Raw genomic sequence first — 21,251 nt, forward strand, 5'->3', positions numbered from 1 at the left:
AAACCTTATTTAAGCAGTTTTTTCTTCATTAACCACAACATTTTCTTTTGCGAAAGCTTCTTTATCTAACTTTCCAAGTGAGTTACCAACAGTTATAGCTGTTGTAGTAGCACCATTTACGTTTATCATGGTTCTACCCATATCAAGTATTGGATCTATTGCAAGTATTCCACCAGCTAATGGGAAGTATGCCCCAAGACCAACACCAGATACAACTACTGAAACTGCCATTGTAGCAGTACCAGGAAGACCAGCTATACCTAATGAACTTATAGTTATAACAACTAATAACATAACATAGAAGCTTATATCTTTATCTACACCAGCCATGTTAGCTATTGTTATAGCCATTAATGCAGGATATATACCAGCACATCCATTCATACCCATATTAGCACCTAAACTAGCACTAAAACTTGCTACACCTTCATCAACACCTTGATTTTTAACAAGTTTATCTATAGTTACAGGTAACGTACCTAAACTTGAACGAGATGTAAATGCTAGTAATAAAGGTTCTGCAGCATTTTTTATATATGTTATTGGATTTAATCCATTTAATGTTATTATTATTAAGTGAACAACAAACAGTAAAGCTGTAGCTATATAAAGTGCAGCAACAAATTGTACAACTGCTAGCATTGAAGATAATCCTCTAGCTGTTATAGTATTTGCAAGTAAAGCAACAACTGCATATGGCATAAACTTTATAACAGTCATAGCAACGCTTACTATTATCTTATAGAATGCTTCTACTAAATCTATGAAAGGCGTTACAACATCCATATATTTCTTCTTCATTCTATTTGTAGCTATACCTATGAAAGATGCAAATATTATTATTGCAACTATGTTACCCTCAGCCATAGATAAAACTGGATTTGCAGGTAATAATCCTCTTATAGTATCAACTAAAGGTACTATTTCCTTCATTTCTGGAGCTTCTATCCCACTTACATCAAATCCAACCCCTAATTTCATTACATTACCAACTACTATCCCTATTATAGCAGCTAATGCAGTAGTTCCAAGTAACATTCCAAGAGTTCTGAAAGTTAAAGCTTGTAAATTGTCTCCTTCTTTCATGTTTATTATAACTCTTATTATAGATACAAATACCATTGGAACAACTAACATTTTTAATAAATCCATGAATCCATATCCAAATAAACCATACCACTTACTTACCTCATTTAACCAAGTAATCTCTGCTGGATTTTCTGGAAGCCCAGCTACAAATTGTATTATAACTCCTAATATAAGACCTATTACTGTTGCATATATTGTTCTTGTTGAGAACGCAACTTTTTTCTTTTCAAATTGCTTGACAATAAAAAATGTTCCTATTAATACAGCTATAAATAATACCGTTTTAATATCTGTAATCATAAGAAACTGTGATAAAAACGAACTTTCTCCCATCCTTTACTCTCCTCCATGATGTAAAATATTTTATCCTTAATATAATTACCCTCAAGTAAACTCTCAAAAACAACTTTGTTAAATAATATTTTAACTAATTAGAATATTATTATTTTTAGCTTAAATTCCCCATATAGTATATATTTTTTTGTTAAAATATCATTTTTAGTTAACTATTTTATTGTTTTTTCAAAATTTACTTTATTTACAGTTTCTATGATATATTATTAACATTTTAATGTCAATATTATTTTAATTTTTTTTTAGTTTTTTTAAGTTTTTTCTATATTTTATAAAGTTATTAAACCTTTTAACTTGTTTTTTAGGATGAAAATTCGTTTTCTTACTTTATTTTAGTTAATAAACTAATCATTTAGTAAATTTTGACAACTTTATTTATTAAATTTTATATTATATATAAATAACATTTTATTTATTTTTAAAATAAGATACATTTTTGGCTATTTTAGCTTATATATTTATATTAAATTCGAACTTTCAATGCCTCTAACAAAAAAAAGTATTGATTATTAAACCTATACTTTTTAATTTATAGAAATTAAACCTATATATTTAATCCTGGATATAAATTTTTAAATATTTTTATATTTTTTTCAATCTTTGGAACATAGTATTCTTTAGCATAAGCTATTCTATCGATTTTATCATTTGATTCATTTCTTACATTCCATTCTTGAACCATTTTGCTTAAACCTTGGTCTTTAAATTTAGATAGATAGTATTACCCTAGCTTTAAGCTTGTTTTATTATAAGTTAAACCACTAGGTTTAAAATTATTTATTTTTAATTCATTTGCTAATTTAACTGAAGATTCATCACTAAATCTTAATATACCGTTATTAGTATTTTTCTCATAATCTTTATCATCAAATCTTGATTCAAAGTGACCCATTGCTGCCAAAAGGTATGGATCAATATTATATTTTTTAGAAATAGTCTTTATTTATGATATATCTTTTACTGGATATAAAGTTTATCTAACAAAAAATAATCCTATTACTAAAATACACCTATAAATACCATTATCCCTGAAGATGTAAATCCTTCCTTAAAAGCTGCATAATAAGATAATGCTAAGCTAGAAGCTGATTTTCTATCCTCTCCTAAAGAATACTTTTCTGTTAATTTTAAAACTATTTTTTCAAATTCTTCGCCATCTTTTTGATTTGTTATATTGTATGTGTAATAATTTTTTATCTAAATCTGATTTAAGTTTTAATTTAATCTCTTTTCCATCGTTATTTACGTTTATAGTTAGTTTAGCGTCAAATACTCTCTCTTTAAGATATACATGAATAAACTCATCGTCTGCTATACTTCCTATCTATTTATCTCCTCTTCTAATTTATTTATTTTATTTAACCAACTTAATACGTCTTTTATTACTTCATCTTTATTTATTTCATTTAGCATTTCATGCCTTCCATCTTTGTATAATTTACAGCTTACATTCTTTACTCTTAGGTTTTTATACTGCTTTTCCAATCTTAATACACCTTTTCCATTTTTACCTACAGGGTCTTTATCTCCTGACATTATATGTATAGGTAAATCTAGTGGTATCTTCTTTATATTTTCCTTATCTTCTAATTCTTTTAAACCTTTTACAAAGTCTTCAAAGAATCCACATGTAAATAAAACTCCACAAAAAGGATCTCCTATATATTTATCAACTTCTTTTTCATCTCTACTTAACCAATCAAAGTCAGTTCTAGGATATTTAAATCCTTTATTATTTCCTCCAAAAATTAAATTATCTAACATTTTACTTCTATGTTTTCTTCCATTCTTATTTATTTCATATTTAATTATCTTTTGAGCTATATTTAATATAAACCCATGCTTTCCATTAGATCCAGATAATATAAGACCATCTATTTTATCAGAGTATTTCATTATGTATCTTTGACTTGCAAAAGATCCCATACTATGTCCAAATAAATATATTGGTAAATGTTTATTTTCTTGTTTTATTATGTCTGTAAGAATACTCATATCATCTACTAAATAAGTAAATCCATCTTTATCAGCTAAATATCCTACGTTTTCTATATCTTTTGCTGTTTTTCCATGCCCTCTATGATCATTTATATAAACTATGTATCCATTTTCAGTTAATATTTTAGCAAAATATTCATATCTTATTGCAGTTTCAGACATGCCATGAGCTATTTGTATACATCCTATAGGATTTATACTTTTAGGTTGCCATTTATATACATGTATATCTAGATTATCACTGCCTTTAAAATAAAATTTCTCACATTTCATTTTATCTACGCTCCCAACTAATCTTATAATTTCTCTAATTATATCAAACTAACCTACTTTTTAATAGTCATTTTTCTAATTATTTAATTGTAAAATTAAAGAGAAAACAATTTATATAATCATAAACTATTTCCTCTTTTTCTTTATACATTTCTTAGTTTTTACTTTTTTTGTTCTACTTAAATCAGCTATTAGACTTTCTTCTCCTCCTGTTGTAGTTGATTCTATTGCTGCATTTTCAGCCCCATTTTGATTATTTTGTGTAGTAGCTTGTTTTACAGCTAGATTTCTTTGTGCTACTCCTCTTTTAGTTCTTATTAGAGCTAAATCAGAAGACATCATACTAAAAAATACAATCAGTAAATCTAAATCATTATCACTTAAATCATCACCTATAGAAAATGCAGCTAGTGAAGCTAACAAGACATAATCTGCATAAGATAAATTTTCTAAACCTATATTAAGATTATTATTAGAGTTACTTGTAGCTTTATTTGAATCACAGTTAGAAGAATTTTTCAAAGAGTTATCGTTATTAGAATTTCCATTATTAGCGATTGTAGACGATTCTTGCGATGATTGTCTAGATCGAACTTTTACTTTTTTCTTTCTAACCTTTTCAGTCATAAACTTTACCCCTTATGTATAATAAATAATACTCTTTAAATTTTATTCACTAAACATAAAACTTATTATAACTTTAATTTATAACTATTATGCTTTAACCATAATTCTTCATCTTTATATGATGGCATTATTCTTCCAACAAATTTATAAAATTCCTTAGAATGGTTCATATGTACTAAATGACTAAATTCATGAACTAATATATATTCTATTGACTTTGGTCTTGCCATTGATATTTTAGAGTTTATATATATATTTCCTTTTGAAGTACAAGATCCCCATCTCTTATTTTGTTCTTTTACTTTTATACAAGCAGGAGTTAAGTTATTCATTATTTCTGATTTATTTTTAAGTTTTTTTAATTTTTCTATAACAATTTTCTCACTTTCACTTTTGTACCATCTCTTGAGTATATCTTTTAGATTACTTTGAGTTAAATTGGTACTTTCTATCATAATTTTATTTTCACTTATATAAACATTACTATTGTATTTAGTGGATTTTATAATGTTTAAATAGTATATTTCTCCTAAGTAATAAAGTTCTGTTCCATCTTCAAATATAATTTCTTCATTTATATCAATATCTTTATATTTGTCTAATTGCTTTAATATCCAATCAGACTTACTTTTTAGAAGTTTTTCTAAAGTTTTAATATTAATTCCCGGGGGACTTATAATTGCTACCTGATTTTTAGGTTTTACAGTTATCGTTATATTTTTACGCTTTCTATATATAACGTCTACCTTTATTTCAGCACCTTTATTAAACATTATTATTTCTTTATTTATTTTAATCACCTACTTATCTTCCCTTATGGTGTAATCATACTCTCCTTATACGTAAAAAATTATATCATAAGTTGTTCTTTAGTAAAAATAAAAACACCTTAATGTAAAATTAACATTAAGGTGTTTTTATTCTTATATTTTCTATTTATAGTAAACTCCCCAAAATGTTTCTATTACATCATCATCTGGTGCTTTTGTTAGCTTAGATATTAGAATAAACATTCCTAAAGATATCAATAATGGTAATACAATAGTATGAGTACCAAAAGGTCTAATCCATATTTTACTAAATAACACATATGTACCTATACCACTTATTATAGATGCTATAGCACCTTGATAATTCGCTCTTTTCCAATAAAGCCCTAGTATTATAGGCCATAGGAATGTAGCAATTATACCTGCATTAGCATATAAATTTAACCATACTATTAAATCAGGTGGATTAATTGCAACTAAATATATAGCTATTCCTAAAACAGCGGTTGATATAATACTTATCTTACCTATTTTTTTAGAATCTGATTTTAAACTTGGTTTTATATAATTAACTACTATATCATTTACTATAGCCCCTGAAGCAACTAACAATTGTGAATCTACTGTAGACATTATAGAAGCTAATGGCCCTGCTAATAATATTCCTGCTATAACAGATGGGAACAACTGAGTGGTAAGAGTTGGTACAACTAAGTCTCCTGATTCTATACCAATCACTAAAGTTGATCCAAAAGCGCCTACCATGTGCATCCCTAAAAGTAGTATCATAGATACTATCGTTCCATACTTTATACCTTGGTGCAAACTTTTAGTATCTTTGTAGCTCATTGCCCTTTGTGATACTGATGGTATTCCTACAACTGCAAATCCAACTAATATCCAAAATGATGTTACCCATAATATAGTCATATTACCTTCTGTTACTCCAAAAGGAGTTATCATACCTGGATCAATACTTGCCATGTTTTGTACAATATTTGAAACTCCATCACCGGCAATAACTGTTCCTACAAAGATAGTTATCGTTGCTATCGTCATTATTATACCTTGTATTGTATCTGATATTGTTACTGCTCTAAATCCACCTATTACCGTATGTACTATAACTGTAACACCAAAAGCAGTTAATGCTATATTGTAATCAAGTCCTACTGAGCCTTGTAAAAGTCTAGCAGCTCCTACCCATTGAGCTGCCATTGCTGATATAAAAAATACTACTATGGATATTGAAGTTATCACAACTACAATATCAGACTTATACCTCACTCTTAAAAAATCTGTTATAGTAACTGCATTTATTTTCCTAGATATAATAGCAAACTTTTTTCCAAGCACCGCTAATGTAAAGTATCCTGTTGGCATTTGTGCCATAGCTAAAAAGACCCATCCTAATCCTTCTGTATAAGCCGTTCCTGGTCCACCTATAAAGCTTCCTGCACTTAAATAAGTTGTAACTAAAGTCATAGCAAGTACAAAACCTCCTAATCCTCTTCCTCCAGTCATATACTCATCCATAAATTCATTTTCTTTGTTATTTGATTTTCTAGCTTTATTAACGAACTTCATAGAATAAAAACCAACACCAAATATTGCTATGAAGTATATTATTATAGGAACTAAAACTCCTAAATTAACATTTTTCATTATTTAAACTCCCTTCTATATTTCTCTACTTCTTCTTCACTTAAACCTTCTAAGGGCATATCTTTAAAAAATTTATTTATCATTACTACTGTTAATATAGAAAATAAAACTCCACCTACTATACAGCTCATGAAAAACCATGTAGGTAATCCTAATATATATGTATATTCAGATATATCTTTTTTTCCAAATCCATATCCAAACCCAAACCACCATATAAGATTTACAATTCCAAGGCCTAATCCCATAAGTGCTTCTTTATTGCACTGTTTAAATCTAGGATCTTCTGTTATTTTTTTATTATCTTTCATTGAATTTGCTCCTTTCAGACTAGCTTATACTTAAGATTTCCTTTATTTTGATTTTGTAATCTATTTTTATTATTTTATCCAAATCTTATTGTATTATTTTTTGTCTAAATTTGTCTACCATTATTTTGTATACAAAATAATTTAATATACAAAATGATGATTTTCTTTAAATAAAAATAAAAGTGAACCATTTAATTTAAGTGGTTCACTTTTATTTTTATTTGTACAAATTTCCTATCCAAAAATTTTGAGGTTGTTGATCTTGTTCTATAGGAATAATATCATACCCCTGTTCTGTTAAGTGTTTTAAAATTCCATCTAACGCTTCTACTGTTTGTTTTTTCTCATGAATTAATATAATTACCTCTTTTTTATTTTCAGTATATCTTTTAACATTTTCAACTATTTGAACTGAATTAGATTTCCAATCTTGTGTATCTAAGTCCCAGTCCCATAACTTATATCCTGCTTCAACTAGCATTTCATAAGATTTCGTTGGAGTATAAGGCTTGCTCCCATATGGTAACCTTATTATATTTGATTCTAAGTTAGTGATGTCATGGAATGTCTCTTTATTTTGATCAAATTCTTTTTTTGCAGATACATTACTTTTGTACAATTCATGTATATCATGACTTACACTATGAAATCCAGCTGTATTTCCATTGTTTATTATATTCTTAACCTGTTCTGGGTAAGTTTTCATATTTCTATCGATCATAAAAAATGTTGCTTTTGCTCCATATTTATTAAGAGTATTTATTATAGTATCTGTATATTTACTTGGGCCATCATCGATAGTTATATATGCTATTTTTCTTTGCTCACTTTCAATTATATTTTCATAAGAATTATCATAGCATATATTAATTGTACTGTTTGAATCTGCATATATATTTTTTATATTCGATATACAAGCTCCTATTGTAACCACACTTGTACTTAGTATTATGGCGAGTGTTTTTCTTAAATTTTTATGCATGTTTTGTTCCTCCTATTAGCTTTATATTTATATAATGTCGTTTTTAGGAACATCTTTTATTAGATTTTAGATTAGACGTTTATTGCGACAAATAAACCTTTTAAATTTTAGCTTCTCTTATATTATTAGTCAAAAATTTTGTTTTATCAGCATTCTTTTAAATTCCAAAAAATATATAAACATAAAAAAAAACCCAAAGCAAAGCTTTGAGTCTTTTTTGTTACGCTACTTTATTTGATTTAGTCTCTAATCCATTTTTCTTTGACATATAGTTATAAACTGGTAATCCTATAGCTGTTATTACAAGCCCACCTACTGATATCATAGTTGTTTGCATTCCAGCAAGGAATAATTGATTAACTATAACAAATAATCCACTTAATATAGCTATCATTGGTATCACAGGATATAAAGGTACTTTATATGGTCTGTGTAAATTTGGTTGATCTTTTCTTAACTTTATTACCCCTATAAATGTCAATACATAGAATATCCATATTGCAAATATTGATAAATCTGTTAATAAGTTAAATTGTCCAGATAAAGCATATAATGCTGATAATATTGCCATAGCTATTGTTGCATTAGCTGGTGATTGAGCATTGTTTAACTTTGATAGGAAATTGTGTCCTGGTAAAGTTTTTTGAGAAGCTAATGTATAAGCTATTCTTGGTCCTGTTAATATATATCCATTTAATGCACCGAATACTGATATTAATATACCTACAGTTATTATTTTACCACCAACTTGTCCAAATATCTTTTCTGCAACTAATGCCGCTGGTGCTGCTACTGATGCTAATTCATGAGCTGGTGCTACCCAAAGGTAAGCTAAGTTTATAATTAAGTAAACAGCCATAACTAATGATAATCCACCAACTATTGCTTTAGGTAAATCTTTACCTGGGTTTTTCATTTCTCCAGCTAAAGCACCAACATTTATCCATCCGTCATAAGCAAATAGTACAGCTATTAATAACTGACCTAATACTCCACCTATGCTTATTCCTTCTCCTACTAATGGAGTTATTATTTCATTTTGTCCTGATCCTTTTATGAATCCAAATACCATTATTAATACAAGAGGTATTAATTTACATACAGTAGATACAGTTTGTATTGCTCCACCTGTCTTAGATCCTAATGTATTAAGAGCAGCTACTAATAATATTATTCCTACTGCTAGAGGAAGTTTCAATGCTGGATTTCCCATTAATCCAGTTGCTTGTTCTGCAAATATAACTGCTAATGCTGCTATAGTTGCTGGGAAGAATAATACCGTTTGCATCCACCCTGTCAAAAATCCTAATTTTTTACCATAGATCTCACTTATATAAGTCATCATTCCGCCTGTTTTAGGTATAGCTGCTGAAACCTCCGCAGCTGTAAGTCCAGCTGTTATAGTCATTATTCCAGCTAATACCCATGCTAAAATTCCAAGTCCTGGTGCTCCTCCTGTTGCTGAATAAACCGCTTGTGGCTTAAAGAATACTCCCCCACCTATAACCATACCAACAACTGTTGATAAAGCAGCAGCCATACCAAGATTTTTTTGAAGTTCCTTGTTTTCCATGTCTGTGCATCTCCTTAAAAACATATAATTTATTTTTTTATCAGTTCATCTTACATCTATAATTATAATGTTTTTTTCAGTCATTTCAATACATTTTTTACTATTTTTCGACACTCAATTTTAAAATTATGTTTTTTTAGAAATTTTATTTTACAAAACGTTATTTTTTTTAATTTTCTACCAATTTAAAATATTTAGTTTTTGTTGAATATATTGATATTTAAATGTTTGATGCAATGAATATATTTGAAATATAAATAATTTTAGATTTTTTGCTCCGAAGAAATGTTTTCCTATTATTTTTTTAAATATAAAAAAATTATAATTTTATAGCTTTTACTTTATTTTTTGTTATATTTTTATGATTTTTGTCTTATTTTTCATAGTATTTAATAAATACTAAACTCAAATTGTAAATTTTAGTTCATATTTAACTTTTTCTAAATATTATAAATATCCTTAATATTTAAGCATTATTAATATATAAGGATATTTATAATAACATTTAAAATTTTATAGAGTCTATTATATAATCAATTTTTTCACATGCTTTATTTATAGCTTCTTTTTTCTCTTTTTCACTGAATCCAGTTCCATCCACTAAAAGTTCTTCAAATTTTTTAATTCCCATAAATTTCATTATATCTTCTACATAACTTAAACCTTTATTCATTGCTGGTTTTAATAACCAAGGTATATGTCCTCCTGATGATTGTACATACACAACGGTTCTAGGATTATCATTTAATAATCCTTCTGGTTTACCATTATCAAAACTTATTGTTTTTTGATCTTGCATTATACAGTCTATATATTCTTTTAATGGTGCTGGAAATGATAAGCTCCACATTGGTGCCGCTATTATATATACATTTGAGCTTATAAATTGATTACACAAACTTCTTATCTTTTTAATTTCTCTTTGGTCCTTATCATTTAATTTTTTTGTATCACTTTCATCAACTACACAGTTTCTTTTTTCAAAGTATTGATATTCTAATCTTGGAATATGTTCTTTGTATAAATCTACTTCTTCTACTACAAAGTCTTTATTTTTTTCTAAAAATCTATTTATAAGTTCTTTTGCTACTGTTTTACTTGCTGACAGTTCCTCTGGCTTTGAATTTACACTAATATATAATAACTTATTCATACACATCCTCCTTAAATTATTATTTATACTATTATTTGTACTAAAATATAATTTATTCTTTGTGTACAATTTCAATAAATTAAGCAAAATAAATTTTTATTTTTCAACTAATATGTTTAGTATCTAATTAATGGGGTATATATTTATTAGAATCCTAAAAATAAAGAATTTATAAATCTTCTCGTTTTTCAATTAAATAAAAAAGACAGGTGCATGACCTGTCTTTTTTATTATTTCATGATTTTTTTTACCATACTTAATTTATTTTTATATGGAGGTAGGACTATTTTTATATCTATATTGGTTGATTTTTTAACTATTGACTTTTTATAAGTAAATGTTTCAAAACTACTTTTACCATGATATTTTCCTATACCAGAAGTTCCAACCCCTCCAAAAGGTAGATAATTTGATGCAACATGACTTATTGTATCATTTATACAACCTCCACCAAATGCAAATCTATTTATAATATCTTCTGAAAATCTATTATCTTCTGAGAAAACATATAGCGCTAACGGCTTAGGGTGAGCATTTATATATTGTTTTATATCTTCAATAGTTTTATATTTTATAACAGGCAGTATAGGTCCAAAAATTTCATCTTCCATAACTTTATCTTTGAGTGTTATATTTTTTAATATAGTCGGTGATATAAATTTATTTTCTTTATCAACTTCTCCTCCAAAGATTATTTTATCTTTATCATGTTCTAAAATTTCAGCTAATCTATTCATGTGTCTGTCATTTACGATTCTTCCAAATTCATTATTTTTTGAAATTTCATTTCCATAAAATGATTTAATTGATTTTTCTAAAGCTGTGCACAACCCCTCATATATATCTTCATGTGCTAAAATATAGTCTGGTGCTACACATGTTTGACCCGCGTTTAAAAGTTTTCCCCACATAATTCTATTAGCACTTATATTTAAAGAAGCTGTATTATCTACTATTACAGGTGATTTTCCACCGAGTTCTAATGTTATTGGTATTAAATTTTTACTTGCCTTTTCCATTACTATTTTTCCTACATTAACACTTCCTGTAAAAAAAATATAGTCAAATTTTAAATCTAATAAGCTGCTGTTTACCTTATAGTCGCCTGTAATAACAGTTATGTATTCTTCACTAAAAGCTTCTTTTATCATCTCTTCTATTATTTTTTCTGTATTCATAGTATACTCAGATGGCTTTAAAACTACAGTATTTCCCCCTGCAATTGCTCCAACCAAAGGCTCTATTAAAAGTTGAAATGGATAGTTATATGGACCTATTATTAATACAACTCCATAAGGTGCACTATAAATTCTTGATTTACCTGGAATTTGTGCAATATCATTTTTAACTTTTTGTACTTTAGACCATTTTTTTATATTTTTTAGTGCATGTTCAATACTACTATATACAAATCCAACTTCATTTGAATATGATTCAAATTCATGCTTACCTAAATCTTTTTCTAGAGCATCCATTATATCCTTTTCATATTTTTTTATAGTACCTTTTAATTTTTTTAAGTTTTTTATACGTGTATCTACATCTATATTTCCAATACTATCTAAATAGTCTTTTTGCTTTTGTAATATTTTTTTATAAGTATTCATAAAATCACCTCATTCTTAAATTATATATGTAATATTTTTTTATTTTATCTATTAAATTTACTAAAATGCGGTTTTATAAAAAATAGACCTAATACTATTATTTAGATACTTGGTCTATTTTATTAATTTACATTAGTATTAATTTTTTAAATTAGTTTCAATTTCATTATCATCATAACTTATCCAGTCGCTAAAGCTTCCTGTATATACTTTATGATTTATATTAGCTTCACTAAGTGCTAAGCTATTTACAGAAGCAGTTATTCCAGAACCACAATATACTATTACTTCTTTATAGTTATATAGTTCTTTGAAATGTTCTTTTAATTCTTTTACTGATTTTAGTTCTATTTTTTCATCTACTTTATTAAATATATCCATCCAAAAATAATTTAGTGCGCTAGGTACATGCCCTGCTTTTTTGTCAACAGGTTCAAATATTCCTATGTACCTTATATTTTCTCTTGAATCAACAATAGCTACATTTTTATTATAAAGTCTTTCTTTTACATAGTTCATGTCAACTTTCATTTCTTCATTTATTTTTATATTGAATATATCTTTGTTATTTTTAATTTCTACAGTATTTATCTCTCCGCCTATTTTTTTGAATGACTCTATTCCATCTCTAAGTACATATACATTATCATGACCTAAGTACTTTAATGTCCACCAAAGTCTAGATGGTCCAGCTAGATCACCTTCATCATAACAAACTATAATAGAATCATTGCTTATACCTATATTTTCAAAAGTTTCTTTTAAGCTTTCTATGGATGCTAAGGGATGTCTTCCACCATGTTCCTTTACTTCGCTTGACAATTGAGTTTCAATATCTAATCTTACCGCTCCTTTTATATGACCTTGTTCATAACTTTTCTTTCCATAGTCCTTATCCATTAAACTAAATCTACAATCTACTATAATTAAGTTTTCATTATTTATATTATTTTTTAACCATTCTACACTTACTAAATTACTCAATCTAATCACTCCTTAATAATATACGTTCTTTAATCTGTCATATTATTACATTTTTAAACCTTTTCCCTACATTATATCAAATTATTTCAAATCATAATATATAAAATAAATTTTGAAATTTTATCTACAGTTAATTAAATTAAAAGAGTGTATCTATAAAATGAAATAAATCATTACTAGATACACTCTTAAAATCTATTATAAACTTAAAGTAATATATCCATTACCTTGAAGCCTTCTTGATAACTTCAATGCTTTTGTAAATTTAATGAGCTGAGCATAGTATTCTGATTCAGTCATATTTCTCTCAAACTCTTTATTTGCCCATTCTATAATTATTGCTAAAGCACCTGATACATGCGGAGTTGCCATACTGGTTCCACTTAATGTCGCGTATCCTTGATTTTTATATGTTGACAAAATATTAACTCCTGGAGCAACTAAGTCTACATATAAATTAGAGTTACTAAATGGAGCAATTCCTTTATTTGAATCTATTGCACCGACCTCTATTACTTCATCATATGCACCTGGATAATCTAACTCATCAGTTTTTGCATTACCCTTATCACCTCTATTACCAGCTGCACATACAACTAATATATTATTATTAACTGCATTTAAAATTACATCATGTAATTCTTTTGTATTTTGAGGTCCTCCAAGTGACATAGATATTATATTTGCTTTTTTAGATACTGCATAGTTAATGGCGCTTATAATCCACTGCATTTTTCCTGATCCACTTTTATCCAGAGCCTTTAATATTAACAAGTTAGCTCCTGGTGCAACACCTGTTATCCCAACTGGTGTTGTATTTGCAGCTATTGTTCCCGCAACATGAGTTCCATGTCCTTGATAATCCTCGAATATATCTGGATTTGAATTATCATCTGAAGTAAAATTTCTACCTCCTATAATTCTACCCTCTAGTGCAGGATGTTTTGTATCACATCCAGTATCTATAATTGCAACAACAACTCCTTTTCCTGTATATCCCTTCTTCCAAGCTTCTGTCGCATTTAACATTGTAACTCCATATGGAATTGTATAATCTAATTTATTAACTTCGCTTTCTACTGTAAACGGTGTTAAATTTAAATTTTCATTCATAATGAATCACCCTTTTATATAAAATTCATTACTTTTATATGAATATAAGTAATTAAAACTTTTAAACTTATATTTCATAATTAGAATATGGATTTTATATATAAAAGGTTACATTTTTTGATATAAAGGCTACGTTTACACTACTCATCTTTATATTATATCTATTTTTAAATATTACTTATTTTTATCTATAGCAAATTCACTTTCTAGATATTTGTCATTTAAAGAATTATTTTCAATATTTTTTTCTACTTTGATACTATAGCTTCTTATCTCATTGAATAATATTACAAACGTAATTAAAGTCGCTATAAAGTCTGATATTGGTTGGGCTAGCCATACTCCTTTTAATCCTAAAAATTTCGGAAGAATTAGTATAGCTGGTATAAGTAAAATTACTTGTCTAAGAAGGCTAAGTATCATTGCTATTTTAGCTTTTCCTATTGATTGTATAAAGTTACTTCCTGTTACTGAAATACCTATTATAGGCATCATAAGCAAGTAAATTTTTATACCCTCAACAGAAATTCTCATAAGCTCTTTATCTTTATTAAACATTCTTATCATAATCTCAGGATATGTTTGAACTACTAAAGCCCCTATTGTTAAAATAATTGTTGCTACAGCTACAGACGATAAGTATGCTTTTTTTACTCTTTCATATTTTTTAGCTCCATAGTTAAATCCTATTATTGGTTGTGCTCCTTGGTTTATTCCAAATATAGGCATCAAGAATAGCATAGAAATTGATGAAATTGTAGCCATAGCCCCTATAGCTAAATCACCACCATAAGTTTTTAAAGCTTGATTAGATATAACTTGAACTAAACTAGCTGCAATCTGCATAGAAAATGGAGATATCCCTATTGCAAAAACTCCTAACATTAGCTTTCTATTCAATTTTAAGCTAGATTTTCTAAATTTTAAATTAGATTTTCCAGAAAGATAATATGCCATAGTAAGTATGGCCGTAACTGTCTGTGAAATAACTGTAGCTAAAGCTGCACCCTTTATTTCCATATCAAATCCAAATATAAATATTGCATCTAGTATAATATTTGTCAAACATCCTACAATCATTATTCCAGCTGATATTTTAGGACTGCCATCAGCTCTTATTGAATGATTTAAAGAAAATGATAGTAAGTTAACAACTGTCCCTATAAAAATTATAGTTACATACGATTTTGCATAAACTAATGCTTTATCACTCGCACCAAATAAAATTAGTATTTTATCTAAATATAAAAGACCGATTATAGTTATTATTAATCCAATTAATACGGCTAGAGTCATTGCATTACCGATTAATTGTTCTGCTTCTTCTTTTTTACCTTGACCTAATTTTATAGATATATTAGTTGTTGTACCTATTCCTATTAACATGCCAAAAGCTAATATTATAGTTACGATCGGCATTGTTACACCAAGACCTGTTATAGCTAATGGCCCTACACCTGGGATATTTCCAATAAACATTCTGTCAACTACATTATATAAAGCATTTACCATCATTCCTATTATGGCTGGTATTGAGTACTTTATAAGCAATTTGTATACAGATTCTGTTCCTAAAGTTTGTTGTGAACTCATATTTCTCCTCCTTTATTTAATATATTAATTATATATTAGTTGTTTATGCGACTATCATCTTATGATATATTAGTTGTTTATGCAACTAAATTCCCAAATTTATATCTTATTTTCACATTAATATCTAGCTCAATTTCTGTATATTTTTTAATAATATATAATACTAAAAATTCAGTTCCAAAATAACTTTCTATATCAATTTATACCTATATTTAATTATATATTTTTTTAATGTACTTGAAAATATAAATACATTAATTAATTGCATATAAAATAATTAATAAATATAAATTTATTCTTTATAATTAATTAACTTTTTACCGAGATCATTTTTTTAATATTAGATAAAACTTTGTTTTAAAATACTAAACCCCAGTGTTTATATTTTCACTGGGGTTACTTTACTTTATAGGTACTTTCAGATATTAATTCTTCTCTAATTTTTTTATTTTCTTCATTTAAATAAATTCTATATGTGTTTACATTAATTTTGTCTTTATTTAACTTTTCCTCTGTCCTTATATAAATTCTTTCCCTATCTTGATCGCATCCATAAATTTTAGTTGTTATAGCTCCGTTATTTACAATGTTTTTAATATATATAGGATGTGAGTAAGGATTTCTAAATTTAAAATCTGTGTATCCATATGATACTGCTGCATCTTTACCTCTTGGTGCATAATGAGATGTAAATGTATGATTATGAACTTCTTTTATATCCATTCCAGAAAGTAGCGCTGCATTATATATAGTTGTTGATACTTGACATACACCTCCACCTTCTCCATTTACATATTTTCCTCCAACTATTACTTTAGCAGACTTATAACCATTGCTCCACGTTCTAGCTCCCGTAGCTTTATTATATGAAAAGATTTCGCCTGGCATAACAAGTAAATCACTCGTACTTTTACCTGCAATATGTATATTGCTACCTCTAGATGATTGATCATAAAAACTAGTACTACATTGCCCTAATATTGAGTTTATAGACTTTACACTTTCTGTGGTTATATTTGGTTTTATAATTTTTATAGGCAGTTCAATAGTTGATATACTTTTTTTGTCTATCATATTATATATAGTTTCTTTCAAATTAATAATATCCACTTCTATACCATCTTTAGATTTGGTTGTCTTAATTTCTGAGTTATCAGTTATTTTTATAGTAGCTTGAACTACTTCAATATCTATGTCATTACAAATTTCATCTAAAATTTTGCTTAATTTTGATTCATCGTAACTTCCATGCAATTTTATCGTATATGGATCTTTAAATGATAAATTAAACATCCTTTTTATATTTTCTACCTTATCATAGCCTCTTGTATATAAGTACGCTTTTTTTATAGATTTATCAATATTATAGTCTAAATTTATATCTTCAGGGGTTATATCCCATGTTTTATCATTATATCTAATATGCATTACTTCTAAAGGGTATTTTTTAGATATAAGATGTTTAGCTTCATTAATAGTTAAGTGTCCTACATCTTGATTTTCTATATATATTTTTCTAAAAATTTTTCCATCATCAATTTTAATAGGTTTATTCATTCCTAAACTAAATAAGCCTATTAAAAATATAAATGCTATTATGTATATTTTATTTATTTTTCTATTTGTCATAACTTACTCCTTAAATATAGTTTATAAGTTTATATTTTCCGATATTTTTTTTTATATGCTACTGCTTTTTTATATCAAATTAATAAGTAGTTAATAAATTTTAATTAGTTTTTTTAAATTTAAGTTAAAATTATTAGTTTTTACTTAAAAATATGTAAAAAATACTACACATTCTTAAGTATTATGGTATAATAATTACACCTTAACTTAATAACTTAAACAAATAATTATAGCTTAATATTTTATTAAAGAGATCTATGATCTCTAATTTCGGAAAAGAGGTAACGATTTAAGCCTCGTATGTAGAGAAATCTGCATAGGACACAACTTGAATTGCAGATAATTCCTAAAGCCTAAGTGCCACAACGTAAAAGCGAATAGCTTTAAACGTGATGGAACGAAAGTAGAAAAAAGTCTTAGGATGGCATATGGTTAAACCCTAAGTGCTTGTACAATGGATGTTCATGCAGGGAAGTCCCGAACAGGGAAACCTTCAACGACTAGAGAATTGTCTCGTACACTATAAGCTATTGATAGTGGAAGTAGGTTGCCCCTAACGAATAATGTCGAGGGTGAAGAAATAGTCTGCTCTCACATGAAAGTGTGAGAAGTTCATTAGAGAACTGCATAAGCTTAGCGAACTTATGTGAACGAAATGGTGTCTATTTTGATAAAGAAAGTAAAATTATCTAAGTTTAATGGAGAGCTTTGTGAAAACTTATACGCTGATGTATGTTATATAACTGCATCAAAGTTTGAAGACATTACTAATTTATACAATAGGGTAAATGATGCGATGGAAAATAAAAACTGGCTTAAATTTCGCGATCAACTCTATTTAATGGATGTATTAGACAAGGGTGGATTTATAATAGGATGTTATGTTGAAGAAACCTTAGTTGCATCAGCACTATGCGAATTGCCTAGTGGTGATTATTTAGATTATCTTTATGAAATGGGACTTACTGAAGAAGAAATAAATTCTAGTTATGTATCTGGTTATGTAATGGTAGACCCTCTTTACCGTGGCAATTCCCTTCATAAAATATTAATGGAAACTAGAATACAAGAATCTATCATTAGAGGTAAGAACCATATTGTAACTGCAATAGCTACTGAAAATATTTTTAGTCTAAAGACAGTTCTTAATTTAGGTTTTGAAATAAAACTACAAAAAGAAAACCACTATGGTATAACAAGAAATATACTTATAAAGCAATTGGTTAATACATCAGAACAAGAAATAGAAATTACAGCTTAGAAAGATAGAATAAAGAGAGAGATAATTTTATCTCTCTCTCTTTTATTTGTTATAACAAAAGAATTTTTTATAACTCTAATTTTTATGTTTTATACAAATTTACTAGCTAATGTATTTTTCATAATTACTTTAATAATGTATTTATGTTTTTTTATATATTGCACATAATATGCCATATAAGATAGGATAAATATCATCAAAAATATAAGATTAAATTTGTATTAATATTCTTAATTATTAAGTATTTTTTACATTTAATTACATTTATCTTCAATATATTCTAAGCTTATTTACAATATTGTATTATTTACCATTTTTATTTGACTTATATATATAAATTCTTTTATAATTTAAGTCAGTATAAGTTTACACAAGGAGGAATTTATGTCTTTTTTAGAAAAGTTCAAAAACAAAAAAGTAGCTATAGGTGTAGGTGTTTTTGTAATAGTTGCATTGGGCATTGGAATCTTTATTTATAATAAGAATAAAATAAATGGCGATGACATAAGCATGAATGAAAATTATATCGAGACGTATACTATCGCTGATAACGAAAAGATTTTTATAAATGGTGTTATCACACCTACTAAAACACAGGATTTTAATCCTAATCAAGAAAATATAAGTAAAGTAAATGTTACTAACGGAAAAGTTGTAAATGAAGGAGATCTTTTGTTCACTACGAAAAATCAAGATGCAATAGATCAAATCGATGATTTAAAATCTCAAGTAAATACTCTAAAAAATCAGATAGATAAGCTAAAAAAAGCTAATAGCTCTAATGATTCAGGTATTAGTTCTGAAATAAGCGGATTAAATTCTGATGTTAGCAAATTAAACTCTCAAATATCTTCTTTAGAAAAGAAAGCATATTTAGAGACATATGCTCCTTTTGCTGGTAAAGTTTATTTAAATGAGACTTCTGAAGGACCTGAGCAATCTGCATTTATGACGATTGAAAGTAACGAGTATTATATGAAGGGACAAGCCAGTGAACAAGATTTACCAAAACTTCAAATAGATGATCCTGTTGACGTTTTAGTATTCTCTAATAACAAAAAGTTAACAGGTAGAATAAGCTATATATCAGATAGACCATCTACTGCTACAAATGATATGAATATGGGTGGTCAAAGTAATTTATCTTACTATGATATAATAATATCTTTTGAAAACCAAGAAGAGTTAACTAATGGCTTCCACGTTCAAGCATCTATAGAAGTACGTGATTCAATAGTTAAAATACCAACATCTGCTGTATTAGAAAGTAAAAAGGATGATAAAACAGAAAACTATGTATTTGAAGATTTAAATGGAATACTTAAGAAAAGAGTTATTGAAATAAATGATCAAAATGATGAATTTACAACTGTAAAATCTGGACTTGACAAAAATATTTGTATAGTAAGATACCCTTCTGAAGATATGAAAGAAGGTGATCCTGTAAATACAGGAAATACTCCTAATAGTGAAGATGGAGCTGAAAATTCATCAGATGAAAAAGATAAAGCCACTACTGAAGATGGAGCTGAGCATTCATCAGATGAAAAAGATAAGGCACCTGCTGAAGAAGGAGCTGAGTAATTCTTGAGTAATATAATTAAACTAGAAAATGTTCAAAAATTTTATAAAGTTGGTAAGGAACAGTTCCATGTGCTTAAATCTTTAAGCTTAGAAATAGAAGCTGGAGATTTTGTTATGATAATGGGTAAATCAGGAAGTGGTAAAACTACACTACTTAACAGTTTAGGTTTCCTTGATAAATTCGATGACGGAAAATACTTATTTAATGGCGAAGATGTTACAAATTTAAATGAAAATCAAAAATCTGAATTTAGAAATAAAAATATAGGTTTTATTTTTCAACAATTTAACTTAATAGAAACATTAGATGTATACCATAACATAGAATTACCTCTTATTTATGAAGGTTTAATAAATAAAGTTGATAGAGAAAAAATAGTTTGTGAAAAATTAGAATCAGTTGGTCTACTCGATAAATTAAAAAATATGCCACTTCAATTATCAGGTGGTCAACAACAACGTGTTGCTATAGCTCGTGCACTAGTTAATAGCCCTTCTCTTATTTTTGCAGATGAACCAACTGGTGCTTTAGATAGTGAAACTAGCAATGACATTATGGAGCTTTTAAAAAATTTAAATGAACAAGGAAAGACTATAATAATGGTTACTCATGATAATGATTTAGTAAAATATGCCACTAAGGTTGTAAAACTAAAAGATGGTGTAGTTTCAATGGAGGTGTAGC

19 protein-coding genes are annotated in these 21,251 nt (G+C 27.3%); 3 read left to right on the top strand and 16 right to left on the bottom strand.

Annotation, left to right across the window (positions count from 1 at the left end; translation table 11 throughout):
* Positions 1 to 9: 9 nt before the first annotated feature.
* The 16 genes from NWE74_RS05265 to NWE74_RS05340 all read right to left on the bottom strand — a co-directional run bounded on the left by NWE74_RS05265 (position 10) and on the right by NWE74_RS05340 (position 17,721).
* Complete coding sequence (locus tag NWE74_RS05265; protein WP_258242185.1) at positions 10 to 1,422, bottom strand: cation:dicarboxylate symporter family transporter; 1,413 nt, start codon at positions 1,420 to 1,422, stop codon at positions 10 to 12.
* A gap of 565 nt (positions 1,423 to 1,987) precedes the next feature.
* On the bottom strand, positions 1,988 to 2,125 hold the full coding sequence (locus NWE74_RS05270; protein ID WP_258242186.1) for a hypothetical protein: 138 nt from the start codon (positions 2,123 to 2,125) through the stop codon (positions 1,988 to 1,990).
* Between the two features lie 39 nt (positions 2,126 to 2,164).
* Positions 2,165 to 2,344 carry a hypothetical protein gene (locus NWE74_RS05275; RefSeq protein ID WP_258242187.1) on the bottom strand — a complete coding sequence of 60 codons (180 nt, stop codon included), beginning with the start codon at positions 2,342 to 2,344 and terminating at the stop codon, positions 2,165 to 2,167.
* Positions 2,345 to 2,763: 419 nt separating this feature from the next.
* Positions 2,764 to 3,714, bottom strand: a complete 951-nt coding sequence (locus NWE74_RS05280; RefSeq protein ID WP_258242188.1) for an alpha/beta hydrolase — start codon at positions 3,712 to 3,714, stop codon at positions 2,764 to 2,766.
* Between the two features lie 126 nt (positions 3,715 to 3,840).
* Positions 3,841 to 4,341 carry a hypothetical protein gene (locus NWE74_RS05285; protein ID WP_258242189.1) on the bottom strand — a complete coding sequence of 167 codons (501 nt, stop codon included), beginning with the start codon at positions 4,339 to 4,341 and terminating at the stop codon, positions 3,841 to 3,843.
* Positions 4,342 to 4,406: 65 nt separating this feature from the next.
* Positions 4,407 to 5,141, bottom strand: a complete 735-nt coding sequence (locus tag NWE74_RS05290; RefSeq protein ID WP_258242190.1) for a M48 family metallopeptidase — start codon at positions 5,139 to 5,141, stop codon at positions 4,407 to 4,409.
* A 132-nt stretch (positions 5,142 to 5,273) separates the two neighbouring features.
* Complete coding sequence (gene panF, locus NWE74_RS05295) at positions 5,274 to 6,776, bottom strand: sodium/pantothenate symporter (protein ID WP_258242191.1); 1,503 nt, start codon at positions 6,774 to 6,776, stop codon at positions 5,274 to 5,276.
* The gene (locus NWE74_RS05300; RefSeq protein WP_258242192.1) at positions 6,776 to 7,087 is read right to left on the bottom strand and encodes a YhdT family protein; all 312 of its coding nucleotides are present in this window, start codon (positions 7,085 to 7,087) and stop codon (positions 6,776 to 6,778) included. The genes panF and NWE74_RS05300 overlap by 1 nt, the downstream gene beginning before the upstream one ends.
* A 217-nt stretch (positions 7,088 to 7,304) precedes the next feature.
* Positions 7,305 to 8,069, bottom strand: a complete 765-nt coding sequence (locus NWE74_RS05305) for a polysaccharide deacetylase family protein (protein ID WP_258242193.1) — start codon at positions 8,067 to 8,069, stop codon at positions 7,305 to 7,307.
* Between the two features lie 220 nt (positions 8,070 to 8,289).
* A complete protein-coding gene (locus NWE74_RS05310) occupies positions 8,290 to 9,642 on the bottom strand; it encodes an APC family permease (RefSeq protein WP_258242194.1) in 1,353 nt (450 codons plus the stop codon).
* A 505-nt stretch (positions 9,643 to 10,147) separates the two neighbouring features.
* A complete protein-coding gene (locus tag NWE74_RS05315) occupies positions 10,148 to 10,795 on the bottom strand; it encodes an FMN-dependent NADH-azoreductase (RefSeq protein ID WP_258242195.1) in 648 nt (215 codons plus the stop codon).
* A gap of 230 nt (positions 10,796 to 11,025) precedes the next feature.
* A complete protein-coding gene (locus NWE74_RS05320) occupies positions 11,026 to 12,402 on the bottom strand; it encodes an aldehyde dehydrogenase (RefSeq protein WP_258242196.1) in 1,377 nt (458 codons plus the stop codon).
* Positions 12,403 to 12,540: 138 nt separating this feature from the next.
* Positions 12,541 to 13,386: a sulfurtransferase gene (locus tag NWE74_RS05325; protein ID WP_258242197.1), complete on the bottom strand. Its 846-nt coding sequence runs from the start codon at positions 13,384 to 13,386 to the stop codon at positions 12,541 to 12,543.
* A gap of 198 nt (positions 13,387 to 13,584) precedes the next feature.
* Positions 13,585 to 14,499 carry a S8 family peptidase gene (locus tag NWE74_RS05330; RefSeq protein WP_258242198.1) on the bottom strand — a complete coding sequence of 305 codons (915 nt, stop codon included), beginning with the start codon at positions 14,497 to 14,499 and terminating at the stop codon, positions 13,585 to 13,587.
* 174 nt (positions 14,500 to 14,673) lie between these two features.
* Positions 14,674 to 16,092 carry an MATE family efflux transporter gene (locus NWE74_RS05335; protein ID WP_258242199.1) on the bottom strand — a complete coding sequence of 473 codons (1,419 nt, stop codon included), beginning with the start codon at positions 16,090 to 16,092 and terminating at the stop codon, positions 14,674 to 14,676.
* Positions 16,093 to 16,488: 396 nt separating this feature from the next.
* Positions 16,489 to 17,721: a VanW family protein gene (locus NWE74_RS05340; protein ID WP_258242200.1), complete on the bottom strand. Its 1,233-nt coding sequence runs from the start codon at positions 17,719 to 17,721 to the stop codon at positions 16,489 to 16,491.
* 667 nt (positions 17,722 to 18,388) lie between these two features.
* Here NWE74_RS05340 and NWE74_RS05345 point away from each other — a divergent pair.
* From NWE74_RS05345 to NWE74_RS05355, 3 genes are all read left to right on the top strand, one after another.
* Positions 18,389 to 18,982, top strand: coding sequence for a GNAT family N-acetyltransferase (locus NWE74_RS05345; protein ID WP_258242201.1), 594 nt, complete (start codon positions 18,389 to 18,391; stop codon positions 18,980 to 18,982).
* 384 nt (positions 18,983 to 19,366) lie between these two features.
* On the top strand, positions 19,367 to 20,566 hold the full coding sequence (locus NWE74_RS05350; RefSeq protein ID WP_258242202.1) for an efflux RND transporter periplasmic adaptor subunit: 1,200 nt from the start codon (positions 19,367 to 19,369) through the stop codon (positions 20,564 to 20,566).
* Positions 20,567 to 20,569: 3 nt separating this feature from the next.
* The gene (locus NWE74_RS05355; RefSeq protein ID WP_258242203.1) at positions 20,570 to 21,250 is read left to right on the top strand and encodes an ABC transporter ATP-binding protein; all 681 of its coding nucleotides are present in this window, start codon (positions 20,570 to 20,572) and stop codon (positions 21,248 to 21,250) included.
* Position 21,251 lies beyond the last annotated feature (1 nt).

It is taken from the genome of Romboutsia lituseburensis, assembly GCF_024723825.1.
Lineage (GTDB): Bacteria > Bacillota > Clostridia > Peptostreptococcales > Peptostreptococcaceae > Romboutsia_F > Romboutsia_F lituseburensis_A.

Coding starts and splice junctions, on each gene's coding strand:
- NWE74_RS05265 (WP_258242185.1), bottom strand. CDS start 1,422: ATGGGAGAAAGTTCGTTTTTATCACAGTTTCTTATGATTACAGATATT.
- NWE74_RS05270 (WP_258242186.1), bottom strand. CDS start 2,125: ATGGTTCAAGAATGGAATGTAAGAAATGAATCAAATGATAAAATCGAT.
- NWE74_RS05280 (WP_258242188.1), bottom strand. CDS start 3,714: ATGAAATGTGAGAAATTTTATTTTAAAGGCAGTGATAATCTAGATATA.
- NWE74_RS05285 (WP_258242189.1), bottom strand. CDS start 4,341: ATGACTGAAAAGGTTAGAAAGAAAAAAGTAAAAGTTCGATCTAGACAA.
- panF (WP_258242191.1), bottom strand. CDS start 6,776: ATGAAAAATGTTAATTTAGGAGTTTTAGTTCCTATAATAATATACTTC.
- NWE74_RS05300 (WP_258242192.1), bottom strand. CDS start 7,087: ATGAAAGATAATAAAAAAATAACAGAAGATCCTAGATTTAAACAGTGC.
- NWE74_RS05305 (WP_258242193.1), bottom strand. CDS start 8,069: ATGCATAAAAATTTAAGAAAAACACTCGCCATAATACTAAGTACAAGT.
- NWE74_RS05310 (WP_258242194.1), bottom strand. CDS start 9,642: ATGGAAAACAAGGAACTTCAAAAAAATCTTGGTATGGCTGCTGCTTTA.
- NWE74_RS05315 (WP_258242195.1), bottom strand. CDS start 10,795: ATGAATAAGTTATTATATATTAGTGTAAATTCAAAGCCAGAGGAACTG.
- NWE74_RS05320 (WP_258242196.1), bottom strand. CDS start 12,402: ATGAATACTTATAAAAAAATATTACAAAAGCAAAAAGACTATTTAGAT.
- NWE74_RS05330 (WP_258242198.1), bottom strand. CDS start 14,499: ATGAATGAAAATTTAAATTTAACACCGTTTACAGTAGAAAGCGAAGTT.
- NWE74_RS05335 (WP_258242199.1), bottom strand. CDS start 16,092: ATGAGTTCACAACAAACTTTAGGAACAGAATCTGTATACAAATTGCTT.
- NWE74_RS05340 (WP_258242200.1), bottom strand. CDS start 17,721: ATGACAAATAGAAAAATAAATAAAATATACATAATAGCATTTATATTT.
- NWE74_RS05350 (WP_258242202.1), top strand. CDS start 19,367: ATGTCTTTTTTAGAAAAGTTCAAAAACAAAAAAGTAGCTATAGGTGTA.